12 protein-coding genes are annotated in these 14,809 nt (G+C 68.4%); 4 read left to right on the top strand and 8 right to left on the bottom strand.

What is annotated here, in order from left to right; all coding sequences use genetic code 11:
- Positions 1 to 21 precede the first annotated feature (21 nt).
- Positions 22 to 1,467: an FAD-dependent oxidoreductase gene (locus tag V3B64_RS11015; RefSeq protein ID WP_329914145.1), complete on the top strand. Its 1,446-nt coding sequence runs from the start codon at positions 22 to 24 to the stop codon at positions 1,465 to 1,467.
- Here the strand turns inward: V3B64_RS11015 and V3B64_RS11010 are convergent.
- Complete coding sequence (locus V3B64_RS11010; protein ID WP_329914165.1) at positions 1,453 to 3,861, bottom strand: ATP-binding protein; 2,409 nt, start codon at positions 3,859 to 3,861, stop codon at positions 1,453 to 1,455. The two genes, V3B64_RS11015 and V3B64_RS11010, sit on opposite strands and share 15 nt — an antisense overlap.
- A gap of 167 nt (positions 3,862 to 4,028) precedes the next feature.
- On the opposite strand from V3B64_RS11010, the gene V3B64_RS11005 reads away from it, so the two are divergent.
- Complete coding sequence (locus tag V3B64_RS11005) at positions 4,029 to 4,895, top strand: methylglyoxal synthase (protein ID WP_049422383.1); 867 nt, start codon at positions 4,029 to 4,031, stop codon at positions 4,893 to 4,895.
- Positions 4,896 to 5,263: 368 nt separating this feature from the next.
- Here V3B64_RS11005 and V3B64_RS11000 read toward each other — a convergent pair whose 3' ends face one another.
- From V3B64_RS11000 to ttcA, 3 genes are read right to left on the bottom strand one after another with little or no spacing between them, the layout of a single operon-like run.
- Entirely contained in the window at positions 5,264 to 6,043 is a 780-nt protein-coding gene (locus V3B64_RS11000) for a SprT family zinc-dependent metalloprotease (protein ID WP_032128692.1), read from the bottom strand.
- A 59-nt stretch (positions 6,044 to 6,102) separates the two neighbouring features.
- Positions 6,103 to 7,008, bottom strand: a complete 906-nt coding sequence (locus tag V3B64_RS10995) for a recombination-associated protein RdgC (protein ID WP_005411825.1) — start codon at positions 7,006 to 7,008, stop codon at positions 6,103 to 6,105.
- Positions 7,009 to 7,044: 36 nt separating this feature from the next.
- Positions 7,045 to 7,965, bottom strand: a complete 921-nt coding sequence (ttcA, locus tag V3B64_RS10990; protein WP_329914144.1) for a tRNA 2-thiocytidine(32) synthetase TtcA — start codon at positions 7,963 to 7,965, stop codon at positions 7,045 to 7,047.
- A 91-nt stretch (positions 7,966 to 8,056) separates the two neighbouring features.
- On the opposite strand from ttcA, the gene V3B64_RS10985 reads away from it, so the two are divergent.
- Entirely contained in the window at positions 8,057 to 8,260 is a 204-nt protein-coding gene (locus tag V3B64_RS10985) for a YdcH family protein (RefSeq protein ID WP_005421068.1), read from the top strand.
- Positions 8,261 to 8,360: 100 nt separating this feature from the next.
- Here the strand turns inward: V3B64_RS10985 and plsB are convergent, their stop codons facing one another.
- The 4 genes from plsB to V3B64_RS10965 all read right to left on the bottom strand — a co-directional run bounded on the left by plsB (position 8,361) and on the right by V3B64_RS10965 (position 14,017).
- Complete coding sequence (plsB, locus tag V3B64_RS10980) at positions 8,361 to 10,997, bottom strand: glycerol-3-phosphate 1-O-acyltransferase PlsB (RefSeq protein ID WP_032128690.1); 2,637 nt, start codon at positions 10,995 to 10,997, stop codon at positions 8,361 to 8,363.
- On the bottom strand, positions 10,997 to 11,947 hold the full coding sequence (locus tag V3B64_RS10975; RefSeq protein WP_329914143.1) for a hypothetical protein: 951 nt from the start codon (positions 11,945 to 11,947) through the stop codon (positions 10,997 to 10,999). Before V3B64_RS10975 ends, plsB begins: the two co-directional genes overlap by 1 nt.
- Before the next feature lie 424 nt (positions 11,948 to 12,371).
- A complete protein-coding gene (gene pyrF / locus V3B64_RS10970; RefSeq protein ID WP_329914142.1) occupies positions 12,372 to 13,097 on the bottom strand; it encodes an orotidine-5'-phosphate decarboxylase in 726 nt (241 codons plus the stop codon).
- Positions 13,094 to 14,017 carry a 5'-nucleotidase, lipoprotein e(P4) family gene (locus V3B64_RS10965; RefSeq protein ID WP_032128687.1) on the bottom strand — a complete coding sequence of 308 codons (924 nt, stop codon included), beginning with the start codon at positions 14,015 to 14,017 and terminating at the stop codon, positions 13,094 to 13,096. Before V3B64_RS10965 ends, pyrF begins: the two co-directional genes overlap by 4 nt.
- 101 nt (positions 14,018 to 14,118) lie before the next feature.
- On the opposite strand from V3B64_RS10965, the gene V3B64_RS10960 reads away from it, so the two are divergent.
- The gene (locus tag V3B64_RS10960; protein WP_329914141.1) at positions 14,119 to 14,769 is read left to right on the top strand and encodes a DUF480 domain-containing protein; all 651 of its coding nucleotides are present in this window, start codon (positions 14,119 to 14,121) and stop codon (positions 14,767 to 14,769) included.
- Positions 14,770 to 14,809: the final 40 nt, after the last annotated feature.

Here is a 14,809-nt window from a genome sequence, read left to right as displayed (position 1 = left end):
CCCCGCATTCCAGAGCCCGCCATGAGCCGCAAGCACGCCTTCCAGTTCCTCGACCTGCCCCGCACCATGCCGCAGCGCATTCCGGTGGAACTGCGTACATCCGGCGACTGGGGCGAGCTGTATGGCAAGTTCGGCAAGGAGGACGCCCAGTACCAGGCCGGCCGTTGCCTGGACTGCGGCAACCCCTACTGCAGCTGGAAGTGCCCGGTGCACAACGCCATTCCGCAGTGGCTGCAGCTGGTGCAGGAGAACCGCATCCATGAAGCCGCCACGCTGTGCCACAGCACCAACCCGCTGCCGGAAGTGTGCGGCCGGGTCTGCCCGCAGGATCGCCTGTGCGAGGGCAGCTGCACGCTGGAGGAGTTCGGCGCGGTCACCATCGGTGCGGTGGAGAAGTACATCGTCGATACCGCGCTGGCCAGCGGCTGGCGCCCGGATCTGGGCGCGGTGCAGCCCAGCGGCCACAGCGTAGCGGTGATCGGCGCCGGTCCGGCCGGCCTGGCCTGCGCCGATCGCCTCGCCCGCGCTGGCATTGCCGCCGTGGTCTACGACCGCTATGAGCAGATCGGCGGCCTGCTGCAGTTCGGCATTCCCAGCTTCAAGCTGGACAAGGACGTGATCCACCGCCGCCGCGAAGTGCTGGAGGGCATGGGCGTGCAGTTCCGCCTCGGCGTGGAGATCGGCCGTGACCTGAGCGTGCAGCAGCTGCTGGACAGCCACGACGCGGTGTTCGTCGGCACCGGCGCCTACCGCTACACCGATGGTGGCCTCGACGGCCAGGACCTGAAGGGCGTGCTGCCGGCCCTGCCGTTCCTGGTGCAGAACAGCCGCATCGTCGACGGCGATGACCCGAAGGGCCGGCCGATTGCCGGCTGGGAAGACACCATTGCCCTGCCCGACCTCAACGGCAAGCGCGTGGTGGTACTCGGTGGCGGCGATACCGGCATGGACTGCGTGCGCAGCGCGGTGCGGCTGGGCGCGGCCAAGGTCACCTGTGCCTATCGCCGCGACGAAGCCAACATGCCCGGCAGCGCGCGCGAAGTGGCCAATGCCCGCGAAGAAGGCGTGCGCTTCCTGTTCAACCGGCAGCCGCTGTCGATCGAAGCCGGCGCCGACGATGAAGTGATCGGCGTGACCGTAGTCGAAACCCGGCTGGGCGAGCCCGATGCCAACGGCCGCCAGAACGCCGTGCCGATCGAAGGCAGTGAATCGCTGCTGGAAGCGGACGTGGTGATCATCGCCTTCGGCTTCTCGCCGAGCGTGCCGGCGTGGCTGGCCGAGCTGGGCGTGGAAGGCCAGTCCAACGGCCGCATCGTGGCCGGCGGCAAGGACCGCCTGCCATTCCAGACCGCGCATCCGCGCCTGTTCGCCGGTGGTGACGCGGTGCGCGGTGCTGACCTGGTGGTGACCGCCGTGGCCGAAGGCCGCGATGCCGCCGCCAGCATCGTGCGGCTATTGGCCCACTGAGTCCGGTACCAGCAATGCTGCCAGCAGCGCCCGCAGTGCGTGCGGCTCCACCGGCTTGGCCAGGAAGTGGTCGATGCCAGCCGCACGACAGGCTTCGCGGGTGCTTTCCATCACGCTGGCGGTGAGCGCGATGATCGGCACCTGCGCACGCGCCGGGCAGGCATCGGCACGGATCGCCCGTGCCAGCGCGAAGCCATCCATGCCCGGCATGTGGCAGTCGGTGATGACCAGGTCGAACGGCTGCGCCTGCCATGCTTCAAGCGCCGACCGTCCATCGGTACAGGCGTGGACCTGCAGCCCGAGCGCACACAGGTGCTGCTCCAGCAGATGCAGGTTGGTGGGATGGTCTTCAGCCATCAGCACGCGCGCCGCCGGCAATGGACGCTCGTCTGCAACCGCCGGCGCGGGCGCGGCCACGGGTGCCTCACAGGCATCCAGGTCCAGATCCAGCCACACCGTGGTGCCCTTCCCGGGTGAGCTGCGCAGCTGCAGCTCCGCCCCCATCGAGATCGCCAGCTCACGGCAGATCGCCAGGCCCAGCCCACTGCCGCCGAAGCGCCGCGTGGTCGAGCGCTCCGCCTGGGTATAGGCAGCGAACACCGCCTGCTGGCGCTCCTCGCTGATGCCCACGCCGCTGTCGCTTACCTGCAGGCGCAGCCGCTGGCCCCAGTCACGTTGCTGCAGTACCTGCACCTGCAGTTCCACGTGGCCGTGCCGGGTGAACTTCAACGCGTTGCCGGCCAGGTTGAACAGGATCTGGCGCAGGCGCAGGCCATCGGCCAGCGATCCCGGCTGCATCTCCGGATCAAGCACCACCTGCAGGTGCAGGCCTCGGCTGGCGGCCACCGGCATCAGCAGCTGCTGCACCGCGCGCACCAGTGCCGCCAGGTCGGTGGGCCGCAGCTGCAGTGGTGCGCCCTCCAGGCGTTGGCTGTGCAGTACATCGTCGAGGATCTGCCGCAGCATCCGCGCGGCATCATCGACGGTGGCCAGCACCTGCTGCTGGCGTGGCTCCAGCCTGCTGCCCGCCAGCCGTTCAAGCATGCCCAGCAGCGTGCTCATCGGGGTGCGGATCTCGTGACTCATCGTTGCCAGGAAGTGCGCCTTGGCCTGTGCCGCCTGCTCGGCCTCGCGGCGCGCTTCGGCCAGCGCGCGGGTACGTGACTGCACCTCACTGACGTCGATCCAGTAGCCGCTCCACTCGACGTCGCTGTCGTCGCAGGACAACGGCCGCCCATGCGAGCGCACCCATCGCCAGCCCTGTGGCGAGCGGGTGCGGAAGGTGACGTCGATCGGGCCACGCGCCAACGCAGCCATCTCGACGCAGGCCATCACCTGGTTGCGGTCATCCGGGTGGACCGCGGCCAACAACCGCTGGTGATCGATCCGCGCGGTCTCCACGCTGATTCCGAACAGGGCCTGCACGTCCCCGGCGATCTGCGGAAAGCTGTAGTTGCCGCCCGCCGAACGACGCGCCTGGTAGACCACCGCCGGCAGGTTCGCGGTCACCTCCTGCAGGCGCTGCTCCACCCCTCGGCGGCGCACGCTCTCGCGATGGACCCGCCAGTAGCCGAAGGCATGGACCAGCGCCAGGGCGAGCAGGATCAGCGAGGCCGGCACCAGCCAGCGCAGGGGCGACGATGACGGAGCATTGCGCGGCCGGTCCGGCAGCCAGGCCGCGCGGATCTGATCGCGTTCGGTATCGGTCAGCTGCGACAGCGCCTGTTCGAAGCCGGCGATGACATCGGCGCAGGCGGGCGTGGTCGCCAGCACCAGGGCATCATCGAAACCGGCCGGCGCGGCGATCAGCAGTGCATCGCCCTGGTAGCGGCGCAACGCCGCCTCGACGTCGCCGAGGTTGGCGACCACCGCATCGATCAATCCGGTGCCCAGCAGCGGGAGTGCATCGTCCAGCGCTGCCGGTGGCAGCAGCTGTGCACCCGCTGCCTGCTCGGCCAGCAGCCCCTGCAGCGGCACCCGGCTGGGGCTGGCCACGGTGCGTCCACGCAGATCTTCCAGGCCCAGCACCGGCGGCGCATCCTCCCGGCGCACGATCACCTGCGGCAGCTGCAGGTAGGGCGTGCTGACCACCCATCCGGCAGGCAGTTGCGAGCGTGGCCATCCCAGCAGCGCCTGGGTGCCGGCCGGCAGCTCGTCCCGGTCCACGCTGGTGGCCGGCACGGGCAACAGCTGCAGTGGCCGTTGCCCGCCCAGCAGCTTCAGGTACGCCGCGCCGAGCCCCCGGGCTTCGCCCTGTTCGCTGGACGACAAAGGAGCACGGTCGGACGGCCAGGCGATGCGCAGCGGTGTGCTGCAGCCCGTGGCGGAGGCCGCGGCAGGCAGCAGCAGGCTGGCCATGACAGCAATGGCTGCCGGGAAGCCGGCGACATTCACGGTAGGCATCCTCATCTCGCGGGCGGAAGGAACGGCCGCGCTGCGGTACCGCTGCCTGCCACGCTATCGACGCGCGGGCCGACGGCAATGAAGAAAGTTGTAAAAGCATCCAGATGGGGGAATGCCGACATACACTGCCGCCTTCACCCGTACCTGCGGAGCGTTCGATGCGCATCGGCCTGGCTGCCAACCGTCTTCATCACCACGACGCGCGCGCTGCGCTGTTCCGTTGGCTGCGCAGCAGCGAGGCCGGCCTGCGCGAGCTGGGCGTATCGCTGCATGCGGTCGGCCGCACCCATGACGCGATCGAACGGCAGGGCTTCCTGACCGGATACGCGGGCCTGCACCGTTATCCCTACGGACGCGAGGGTGGCCTGATGAAGCTGGTCGCCGAAGTCGTTGGCATGGGTCCGGATCGGACACTGGATGGCGCGATCTACCTGATCGACCCCGTCGATCCATCCTCGGTGTTTCCGGAAGCAACCGCGCTCAAGCGGCAGTGCGTGATCCACGGCAAGCCGTTCATTTCGACCGTGGCCACCGCACGCGACTGGGTGGAGGTGGAGCGCGTCCACGCCGGGCTGGCAGCCGATGCCGGCGCCGACGACCTGCATGCGTTCGAAGGCCAGACGCTGGCGCTGATCGCGCACGATGCGATGAAGCCGGCGATGCTGGCCTTCGCCGATGAGCACTTCGATGTGCTGGCCCGGTTCGGTGAGCGGGTGGCCACCGGGACCACCGGCCAGCGTTTGAACGAGCTGGCCTGGAGCCGGGGCTGGCCGCGTGATACGCCGTGGGTGACGCGCTACCAGAGCGGTCCGATGGGCGGTGATGCCCAGATTGCCGACCGGGTGCTGGAGGGGCGTTGCCAGCGCGCGATCTTCTTCGAGGATCCGCATGTGGCGCGCCAGCATGAGGCGGATATCCAGCTGCTGGAGCGCGCGGTGACCACGGTGACCGATCAGGCGGTGTGCATTACGGCGCCGCGGGTGGCGGCGCGGTGGGCGGCGGCGGCGGCGTTGCGGGCGGGGTGAGGGTTTCGGCCAACGGCTGAGCCCCTCGTGGTGGGTCGTTCAGATCAGAAGCCGTGCTTGGCCGGGTGGGGTGGATTGCGCAGGGGTCGCTGCAAGTACGTCCTTGTAAGCTCGGTCGCCGCATCCATGCGGCTCACGCCCCTGCGCAACCCACCCCACCCGGCCACGGACACTTTCCGGTGTGCCCACCACGGAAGAAAGAAAGAAGAGCAGGAGCGAAAGCGGGTCGCGCGCTGCGCGCGCTTCTGTAGAGTCGAGCTTGCTCGACTGCTCAGCACGCGGTCTGGAGTGAAGCCCCTTCTGTTGAAGGGGCGCGCCGAAGGCGGGGGTAGAGGAAGAATGCGTGGGCAACTGCTGTAGCGCGGGCGCTACAGCAGTTGCCGGAGCATGGCCTTCAGGCGTCGCCCTTCCAGCTGGAAGTAGTCGCGCTGTTCGCGCCAGGCGGGGAAGCGTTGTTCCACTTCGTGCCAGAACGCGGGTGAGTGATTCGGCTGGATCAGGTGGCAGAGCTCGTGCACCAGCACGTACTCGAACGCTTCCGAACGACCGAGCACCAGGGCCAGGTCCAGTGCCATGCTGCCATCGGGGGCAAGCGAGCCCCATTGCGAGGACATCACCTTCAATCGCAGGCGACTGGGTGCGCGCGGCAGGGTGGGCAGGTACTTCGGCAGCCAGCGGCCGACGTCGGCGCGGGTCTGTGCTTCGTAGAATTCGCGCAGCAGGCGGCGCAGGGTGGCGTCACCACCACGTGTCGGCCACTGCACGCAGGCGCCGTGCGCGTCGATCTCCAGCCGCGCGTAGCGGCCTTCCTGCCAGCGCAGCGGCAGCAGTTCGCCACGCAGGGGCAGCACACCGTCTTCGCCGGGCTGCAGCGGTGCCGGCAGGCCCTGGCCCTGGTACTGGCGCAGCTGCAGCGCCAGCCAGTCGCGATGCTGTTCCAGGAAGCGTTCGCCCATCACCAGGCTTGCGCGCGGCGGCAGGGTCAAGCGTGCGCCGCGCTCGTCCACGCTCAGCTTGATGCGGCGCGCACGTGGATCGCGCACGCGCAGCACCTCGATCTCGGCATCCTCCAGGCGCAGGCGAACGGTGTCGCGCTGTACGGTGGCGGGCGGGGTCGGGCTGATCAGGCGGCGCAGCAGACGGCTCATGCGCCCAGCATAGCGCCGCTTCGGGCCGCCGGATGACCGGCGGCCGTCGGGCTGCCTGTTCAGTCAGCCTTGCTGAGCTTGAAGGCTTCTTCCAGCAACAGGAACAGGCGGCGGATCTCGGCGCTCTGCAGGGCGAAGCGGGCGTCGAACTCGGCGCGGCGGCCGTCTTCGTCGGCATGCTCCAGCTGGTCCAGGGCGCCGTCGAGGAACTTCAGCTTGCGCACGATCAGGTCGTCGCCGATCACGAAGGACAGGTTGTCTTCGAAGATCAGCGCCAGCTTGGTCACCTGCTTGCCGGCGTCCAGGTGCTTGTCGATCTCGTCGCAGCGCAGTTCCTGGTGCTGGCACTTGACCACCGCGCCACCTTCCACCGGGTCCTTCATCTCGCACTCTTCGCCCAGGCTCAGCCCGGTTGGCAGCGGCTCGCCGGCGATCCAACCGGTCAGGATCGAACGCGGTGCGACTTCGGCATTCAGCGGCATCGCCGGGAAGCTGCCGAGCAGGCCGCGGATGTCGGACATGAAGTACTCACCGGTCTTGCGGCTGGAGGTATCCACCGCCACGTAGCCGTGCTGCAGGTCGATGAAGGCGTCGTTGCGCGAGGACTTCACGAAGGCGCGCGGCAGCAGTTCATGCAGCAGGTCGTCCTTCATGCGCTTGCGCTCGCGGCCACCCGGGCGGCGGCCTTCCTTCTCCTCGATCTCCTCCAGCTTGCGCTCGAGCAGGTCGTTGACCACCGCCGCCGGCAGGATCTTGTCCTCGCCGCCCACGGTCAGCCACAGATGTTCGGCGATGCGGTGGGAGAGCAGTTCCTTCTCCTCGCGGCCGAACGGCGAGATGAAGCCGCGCGAATTCATTTCCAGCGCGCCGACCGGCTTCAGCAGCGCGTGCGGCAGCAGGGTGTCGACTTCGGAAAAATCGGTGGTGGTCGGGAAACGGAAGAACGTCAGGTTGCGAAAGAACATGGAATTCCGGATGGCAAAGAGGAAGGGCGACCGACCTTAAACGGTGGGCGTCTCGGGATCTGCGTCGGCGTCGGCCGGGGAACCGGCCAGCCAGGCATGGGCGTCGGGCAGCGGCGCGTCGTCGCGACGGCCCAGCGCCATGAAGTCGAACAGGGTGGTGTCGGCCAGCTGCGAGGGCCGGACTTCGCCCATGGCACGCGCGATCTGCTCGATGCGGCCCGGGTGGTCCTTTTCCCACTGCTTCAGCATCAGGCCGACCTGGCGGCGCTGCAGGTTCTCCTGGCTGCCGCACAGGTTGCAGGGAATGATCGGGAACTGGCGGGCCTGTGCGTACTCGACGATGTCGCTTTCGCGCACGTAGGCCAGCGGCCGGATCACCACGTGCTTGCCGTCATCGCTGCGCAGCTTCGGCGGCATGCCCGACAGCTTGGCGTGGTGGAACAGGTTCATGAAGAACGTGGCCACCATGTCGTCGCGGTGGTGGCCCAGCGCGATCTTGGTGAAGCCATGGAGTTCGGCGTAGTTGTACAGCGCGCCACGACGCAGCCGCGAGCACAGCGAACACATGGTCTTGCCTTCCGGGATGACCCGGCTGACCACCGAATAGGTGTCCTGCTCGATGATGTGATACGGCACGCCCAGGCCTTCCAGGTATTCCGGCAGCACGTGCTCGGGGAAGTCCGGCTGCTTCTGGTCCAGGTTCACCGCCACCAGCTCGAACGGCACCGGCGCCTTCTTCTGCAGCTGCAGCAGCACGTCCAGCAGGGTGTAGCTGTCCTTGCCGCCGGACAGGCAGACCATGACCTTGTCGCCGGCCTCGATCATGCCGAAGTCGGCAATCGCCTCGCCGACCTGGCGGCGCAGGCGCTTGGCCAGCTTGTGCTGCTCGCGCTCGGCCACGCGCGGATCACGGGCGGCGCGCGGCTGGGGATCGGGAAGGGAAATCACGGCACTCATGGGTTCCATTCTAACGGCTCGGAGCGGCCACGGCCGGGGGTCGGAATTCCCCTCTCCCGGCAGTCATCATCGCTGTGTATGCTCGGAGGCTGTGGACACCTACAGCCCCGCCGAGATCGTCGAGCACCTCGCCGCCCTGCGCGCCGAGCACCGCCTGCTGGATGAACAGATCACCCGCATGGCCGCCAATGGCGAGGACGAGCTGGAAGCCAAGCGCCTGAAGCGGCGCAAGCTGCAGCTGAAGGACTGCATCGCCAGGCTGGAAAGCCTGCAGATTCCCGACGAACCGGCCTGAGCGGTGGCCCATCCACGCATGGCGTGGATCTACTGCTTCGCCCCGGTAGATGCCAACCTTGGTTGGCATGCCGTTCGCCGGGCACGGCCCGGCGCTGCCTTCAATCCTGCGGTGCAGGCTCGTCCGGGCGGGCCGCTTCCGGGCTGACCCGTTCGATGGTGTGGCGCAGCTCGCGGCCGAGGATGAACTTGGCATCCTTGGCCCACGCATCCAGGCGTTCGTCGAACAGCAGCTTGCTGTTCTCGTCCGGCCACACCAGGCGCAGCTCGCGCAGCTTCTGGATGAAGCCGCGGAACAGGGACTTGTCGAAGAACTCCGGTGCCGCCGGTGCGTAGAGCAGGCTCAGCCGCTGCGCGGCCTGCTGGCACAGGCTTTCCAGCTCGGCCGCGCCGAGCACGCCCGGGCCGTTCTTCACCAGCACCGAGATGGCGATGTAATAGCGCTCGAACGCCTGCTGCAGCGAATGGCCGATCGCACGCAGGCGGAACACCTCGTCGGTCTGCCCCGTATTGCGCGCCAGGATGCCACCGTCGTCATCGTTGACGTTCTGCAGCAGGCCTTCGCGCACGAACACATCGATGGTCCGGTCGATGCGCTGGGCGAACTCGTCCTCGCTCCACGGCAGGAACAGCTCGGCCTGCAGGAACGGGTATACCGTACGGCCCAGCTGGACCAGGCCGGTGCGGCTCATGCGGCGGTTGTTCTGGAAGCAGCAGGCCACCCACGACGAGGCGGTGAACAGGTGCACCACGTTGTTGCGGAAGTAGCTCAGCAGCACTGCGGTATCGCCGCTGACGCTGAGCACGTCGCCCAGCGGGTGCTTGATGCGGGTGAGGACGTTGATTTCCTCGGCATGGGCGATGATCCGCTCCGGCGAGTGCGGGGTCACCGTCACCCGGTCCGAGTACGGCATCTCGACCAGCAGGGTCTTGCACAGCTCGATCTGCGCGATCAGGTCGGCCTCGCCCATCGCATGCTTCGGCGTGGACAGCAGGGCCAGCGCCAGCAGGTTGATCGGGTTGACGTCGGCGGCACCGTTGATGCGCACCTGGATGCGTTCGGCCAGCGTATCCACCGTGGTCGACAGCCACGCCGGCTTCTCGTCCTCGGAGACCGCCTCGCCCTTCCACTCCGGCGCCTTCTCGGCGAGCACGTCGTTCAGTGCGATCGGTTCGCCGAAGTTCACCACCACCTGGCCGTAGTTCTGCTTGAGCACCTTGGGGATGCCCCACAGCAGCGACCAGATCGATTCCTTTTCCTTCGGCCGGCCGGACAGTTCGTCCAGGTAGCTGCCGCCCTCCATCAGCTTCTCGTAGCCAATGTAGATGGGCTGGAACAGCACCGGCTTGCGCGGCTGGCGCAGGAACGCGCGCAGCGTCATCGAGATCATGCCGCCCTTGGGCTGCAGCAGTCGGCCGGTACGCGAGCGGCCGCCTTCGACGAAGTACTCCAGCGAGTAGCCACCGGCCACCAGCTGCGCGACGTATTCGCTGAGCACCGCCGAGTACAGCGCGTTGCCACGGATCGAGCGGCGGATGAAGAACGCACCGCCCTTGCGCAGCAGGGTGCCGACCACCGGCAGGTTCAGGTTGATGCCGGCCACGATGTGCGGCGGCACGATGCCACGGTCGTACAGCAGGTAGGACAGCAGCAGGTAGTCCATGTGGCTGCGGTGGCTGGGCACGTAGACCACTTCGTGGCCCGGCGCGGCGGCCTTGAACTTGTCCAGGTGGTGCACCAGCACGCCCGCATAGATGCGGTTCCACACGTGGCTGAGCATGAAGCTGGCCGAGCGCACCACCGGGCTGGAATAGTCCGCGGCGATTTCCCAAGCGTAGGCGTGTGCCTTCTTCCAGGCATCGGCCGGCTTCGAATTGTCGCGCTTGGCCTGTGCGGCGATCGCTTCGCGCACCGGTTCGGCGGCCAGCACCTGGTCGACCAGCAGGCGCCGCGTCGACAGGTCAGGGCCGATCACCGATTCACGGATGCGGCGGAAATGGGTACGCAGCACGCGCTGCAGCTTGCGCACCGTGCGCTCCGGCTCAAGGCCTTCGTCCACGGTGCTGCGCAGCGAGATCGGCGGGGCAAAGCGGACGATGGTGCTGCGGCCGTTGAGCAGCACCGCCAGCAGGCGGCGGAAGCGGCCGACCAGCGCCCAGTTTTCCGAGAACAGCACGGCGAACCAACCGCTCTGCTTGTCCGGCGCGCGACCGACGAAGATCGACACCGGCACCAGGTGCACGTCCAGGTCATCGCGCACGCGATGGGCCTGCAGCACCTTGGCCAGCGAATCGGAGTGGGTCTTGGCGCCGCGCTGCTCGGGAATCAGCGAGTTGCTGGAGCTGCGCCGCGACAGCGCCAGGTAGGCGCGCTTGCGGCCGGTCGGGTCACCGGCCAGCGGCACCAGCGGCGACGGCAGGCCGGCCTGGCGGCAGGCCTTGTCCAGGATCAGCGCATTGGACAGGCCATAGTCCTCCAGCACGTACATGACCGGGCGGCCATCGTTGTACTGGCCCGGGTCTTCCGGTTCGATCTTCAGCGACAGCCACGGCTCGACCAGGCGGCCGAGCAGCCGAGCCCACAGCGGGCGGCGGCCAGCCGGACGCGCGTGCGCGGGCGGCGGTACCGGGTTCGGGCCGGTACCGGTCGAGGGGGACGCCGGCACCGTATCGGCGGGCGTCGACTGGGATTCTTCGCCGGGGAACGGCAGCGGGTTCTGTTTCGACATCGGCGCCATTATGGCTTAGGCGGCGGCGTTGCCGCTTCCCCACCCTCGGCGGGGGCTTCAGCCGGTGACGGCGACGCAGCGGCGCGGGCCGCGTCGGCCTTGCGCAGCAGCGCGTCGGTGTCAGCCAGGGTGCGGGTCAGGTACCAGTGGCCCTCGCGGCGGCTCAGCGGCAGCTGCAGGGTCATCTCACGCCCCGCCAGGTCGTAGTGCAGGCGTACCAGCGCATTGTCGCCCTCCACCGAGAGCAGTTCACCGCGCACGCTGCGCAGTGCGTCATCCACGCCCAACCCGTAGCTGCCCAGCACCGCCTTGAGGGTATGGATGAACGGTGCCAGCTGCTGCAGGCTGCCTTCCATGCCCGCGGCCTGCAGGCCGGCCTCATCGTCGAAGCCAACCTTGCCGGCGGCACCCACCAGCGCGGCGATCGTGCTGCGTGCACGCGCACGGTCACTGATCGGCGCGCCCTGCGCCCAGCTGGCAAGGGTTTCCACCAGGGCGATGTAATGGGCCTGCTGGCCGGGCGTATAGCCCTTCTGGTGGCGCAGGTACTGCACGCCGAAGTTGCCCATCGACTGCGCGGCCTGGCGCACGGCACCGGCCTGGCCGGCCAGCTGGCGGTCGAAGCTGCGTTGCAGTTCGGCACCGGCATTGGGCGTGCGCAGTGCGGCCAGCATCGGCAGCAGCTGGTCGCCCAGTGGCAGTTCAGTCAGCGGCCACTGGCTGCGGCCCTCGGCCCAGGCCTGCTGCAGGCGCTGGTACTGGCTGGGCGGAACCGACAGCTTTGCATAGCCGACCAGATCGTCCTCGGCCAGGCGCAGGGCCATCGCCTGCACCGCCGCAACCGGTTCGGCTGCCGGCCTGGCCGGATCGTTGGCCGGTTCACGGCACGCGGCCACGGCCAGCAGCATGACTGCCAGCCCCCATCCACGCGCAGACCTTCCTCGCACTGCCACGCTCATGCACTCGGACTCCCCGGACCGGTCCGCATCTTGCGGCCTGCGAGGTGACAGCGGCAAGCCGGGACGTCACGGTTTCCGCGGTTGCTTGTGCAAGTCACTGATCGGAATAAAAAAAGAGCCGGGATCACGAGGATCACAGGCTCTTCAAGCCGGCGCAGGGCCGGTGGACAGTGTTGTGGCACATGTCCGGTCCGAGGACCGGATGGCGGCGATCCTACGCTGCCGCTCAAGTTAAGGCAACACTTCACGTAGTGCCATATAAATCATTGATTTTATTGATTAGACTGATGCCTGGCGCCGGGGCCATGAAATCTACGGCAGGTTTTGCGGCGATTCGGGCACAACCGGTCCTTCGGCGGATGCAAAAACGCCATCCCGCGCGGGTCGGGATGGCGTTCGGGCCTGCAGACTGCGCAGCGGAATCTCAGCGCGTAGCCAACGCCGACGCGATTTCCCGCTGGATGGCCCGGGCCGCAGCCTGCGGATCGGCGGCCAGGCGGATCGGGCGACCGACCACGATGGCATCGGCGCCATCGGCAAAGGCCTGGGCCACGCCAACGGTACGCTTCTGGTCATCGCCGACCGGGCCACCGGGGCGGATGCCCGGGCAGACGATCGAGAACCCGGCGCCGGTAGCGGCGCGGATCGGGCCGGCTTCCTGGCCCGAGGCGATCACGCCATCGATACCGGCCGCCTGCGCGGCCAGCGCGCGCTCGACCACCACGTCCACCGGCTCACGGTCGATGCCCATCTGCGCCAGGTCCGGGCGGCCCATCGAGGTCAGCACGGTTACCGCCAGCAGGCGCATGTCGCTGCTGTTGGCGGCGGCGCAGGCTTCCATCATCGCCGGGTGCCAGCCGTGGATGGTGGCGTAGCTGACCGGCCACTGCGACAGGCGCTTGATCACCGCCGCGGCGGTGGCCGGGATGTCGAAGAACTTCAGGTCGACGAACACGCGCTTGTCGCGGCGGGCCAGCTCGTCCAGCACCTGGAAGTACTCGCCGGAGGCCAGCAGTTCCATGCCGATCTTGTAGAACGCCACGCTGTCGCCGAGGCGGTCGACCCACTCCAGCGCCTGCACGCGGTCAGGCACGTCCAGCGCGAAGATCAGGCGCTCGTCATCGCGCAGCGGCAGCGGCGCGCGGCTCACGGTGCGTAGTCCAGCGCAGCGCGCTTGGCGTCGTGACGGGCCTGGCGCGACTGGCTGTAGTCGTTGTTGAACTGCGCCGGCTCGAAGCCGCCGTAGGTCGGGTTCGGCAGCATCCACCAGCGCTCGCCGAACCAGTCGTGGTACTGCTGCAGCAGCGCGTCACGACCGTCGTTGGTGTTGGCGGTCACTTCGACGAAATCGCCCAGCTGGTCGCCGAACTGCATCAGCACGCGGTATTTCTGCCCGGCCAGGCGGCGGCGGCAGTTCTTCTCGCTGCCGGCCTGCTCGCAGCCTTCGACCACGGTGCCCAGGCCCAGGAACACGCTGTCATCGGCCACCGGCAGGCCCTGCTCGCGCAGGTTGGCCAGGGTTGCGTCCTTCAGGTGCACGGCGCGGTTGGAGATGTACAGCAGGGTCACGCCCTTGGCGTTGGCGGCCTTGGCGAAATCAACCACGCCCGGAATGGCCTTGGCCTTCTTTTCGGCCACCCACTGGTCCCAGGTCAGCTCGTCGTATTCCTTGCCGTCGCGCACCAGGCGCGCCTGGTAGGGCGAGTTGTCCAGCACGGTCTCATCCACGTCCAGCACCACGGCCGGCTTCAGGCCCTTGGCCTCGTTGCCGCGTTCTTCCGGCACCAGCGCATCCCAGTGGGCTTCCTTCAGCGCGGCATCCAGGTGGTCGGCGGCGGCACGGTAGGTCTGCTCGGTGATCGCCTTGTACTCCTGCGCGCGCTGCATCCACAGCACCGCATTGAGATTGTCGTTGGCAGTGGCATCGAGCGCGCCGTCGGCCTTGGCAGCGGCGGCCGGGGCCTCCGGTGCAGCGGCTTCGGCGGCAGGCGCATCCACGCGCTTGCAGGCGGACAGGCCCAGCGCCGCGGTGGCGAGCAGGGTCAGAGACAGGGAAACGGGACGACGCATGGATTCACCGGCAATCAGATATACCGGCGCATTTTACCGGCAAAGGCGGTCCCGGGACGGCTATGCTTGGCGGTTGACCCGTTGCCCTTCCGGAGGCCGCCATGACCGATTCCACCCAGACCCCCGACGTCCCCCTGCTCGACGCCGTGCAGGCCCGCCTGCTGGGCTGCCTGGTGGAGAAGGAGGCAACCACCCCGGACACCTATCCGCTGACGGTCAACGCCGCCCAATCGGCCGCCAACCAGAAGACCGCCCGCGAGCCGGTGATGAACGTCGATGCCGGCAGCGTGCAGCACGCGCTGCGCCAGCTGGAAACACTGGGCCTGGCCCGCCAGCACTTCTCCTCCCGTGCAGACCGTTACGAGCACCGCCTGCAGGCCGCGCTGGACCTGACCCGGCAGCAGACCGTTCTGCTGGCGATGCTGCTGCTGCGTGGGCCGCAGACCCTGGGCGAACTGGTCACGCGCAGCGAGCGCCTGCACCGCTTCGCCGACATCGACGAGGCCCGCCATGCCATCGAGCGCCTGCAGCAGCGCGCGCTGCTGGTGGTGCTGCCGCGCGCCAGCGGCCAGCGCGAAGACCGCTACATGCACCTGCTGTGCGGCGAAGTGGACGGCGCGGCACTGGCCGCCAGGTACGCCAGCAGCGGTGGTGGCAGCGAGGCCAACGACCCGGGCCTGGCCGAGCGCGTGGCCCAGCTGGAAGCGGCCGTGGCCGAACTGCAGGCGCAACTGGCTGAACTGCGCGGCTGAAGGAGTGGGTGCCGACCAACGGTCGGCACCCACCACCATC

The sequence above is a fragment of the Stenotrophomonas sp. SMYL86 genome (assembly GCF_036320025.1).
Lineage (GTDB): Bacteria > Pseudomonadota > Gammaproteobacteria > Xanthomonadales > Xanthomonadaceae > Stenotrophomonas > Stenotrophomonas maltophilia_A.
This window is presented reverse-complemented; position numbering and strand designations above follow the sequence as displayed.

Coding starts and splice junctions, on each gene's coding strand:
- V3B64_RS10960 (WP_329914141.1), top strand. CDS start 14,119: ATGACCGATTCCACCCAGACCCCCGACGTCCCCCTGCTCGACGCCGTG.
- V3B64_RS11000 (WP_032128692.1), bottom strand. CDS start 6,043: ATGAGCCGTCTGCTGCGCCGCCTGATCAGCCCGACCCCGCCCGCCACC.
- plsB (WP_032128690.1), bottom strand. CDS start 10,997: ATGGCGCCGATGTCGAAACAGAACCCGCTGCCGTTCCCCGGCGAAGAA.
- ttcA (WP_329914144.1), bottom strand. CDS start 7,965: ATGAGTGCCGTGATTTCCCTTCCCGATCCCCAGCCGCGCGCCGCCCGT.
- V3B64_RS11005 (WP_049422383.1), top strand. CDS start 4,029: ATGCGCATCGGCCTGGCTGCCAACCGTCTTCATCACCACGACGCGCGC.
- V3B64_RS10975 (WP_329914143.1), bottom strand. CDS start 11,947: ATGAGCGTGGCAGTGCGAGGAAGGTCTGCGCGTGGATGGGGGCTGGCA.
- V3B64_RS10995 (WP_005411825.1), bottom strand. CDS start 7,008: ATGTTCTTTCGCAACCTGACGTTCTTCCGTTTCCCGACCACCACCGAT.
- V3B64_RS11015 (WP_329914145.1), top strand. CDS start 22: ATGAGCCGCAAGCACGCCTTCCAGTTCCTCGACCTGCCCCGCACCATG.
- V3B64_RS10965 (WP_032128687.1), bottom strand. CDS start 14,017: ATGCGTCGTCCCGTTTCCCTGTCTCTGACCCTGCTCGCCACCGCGGCG.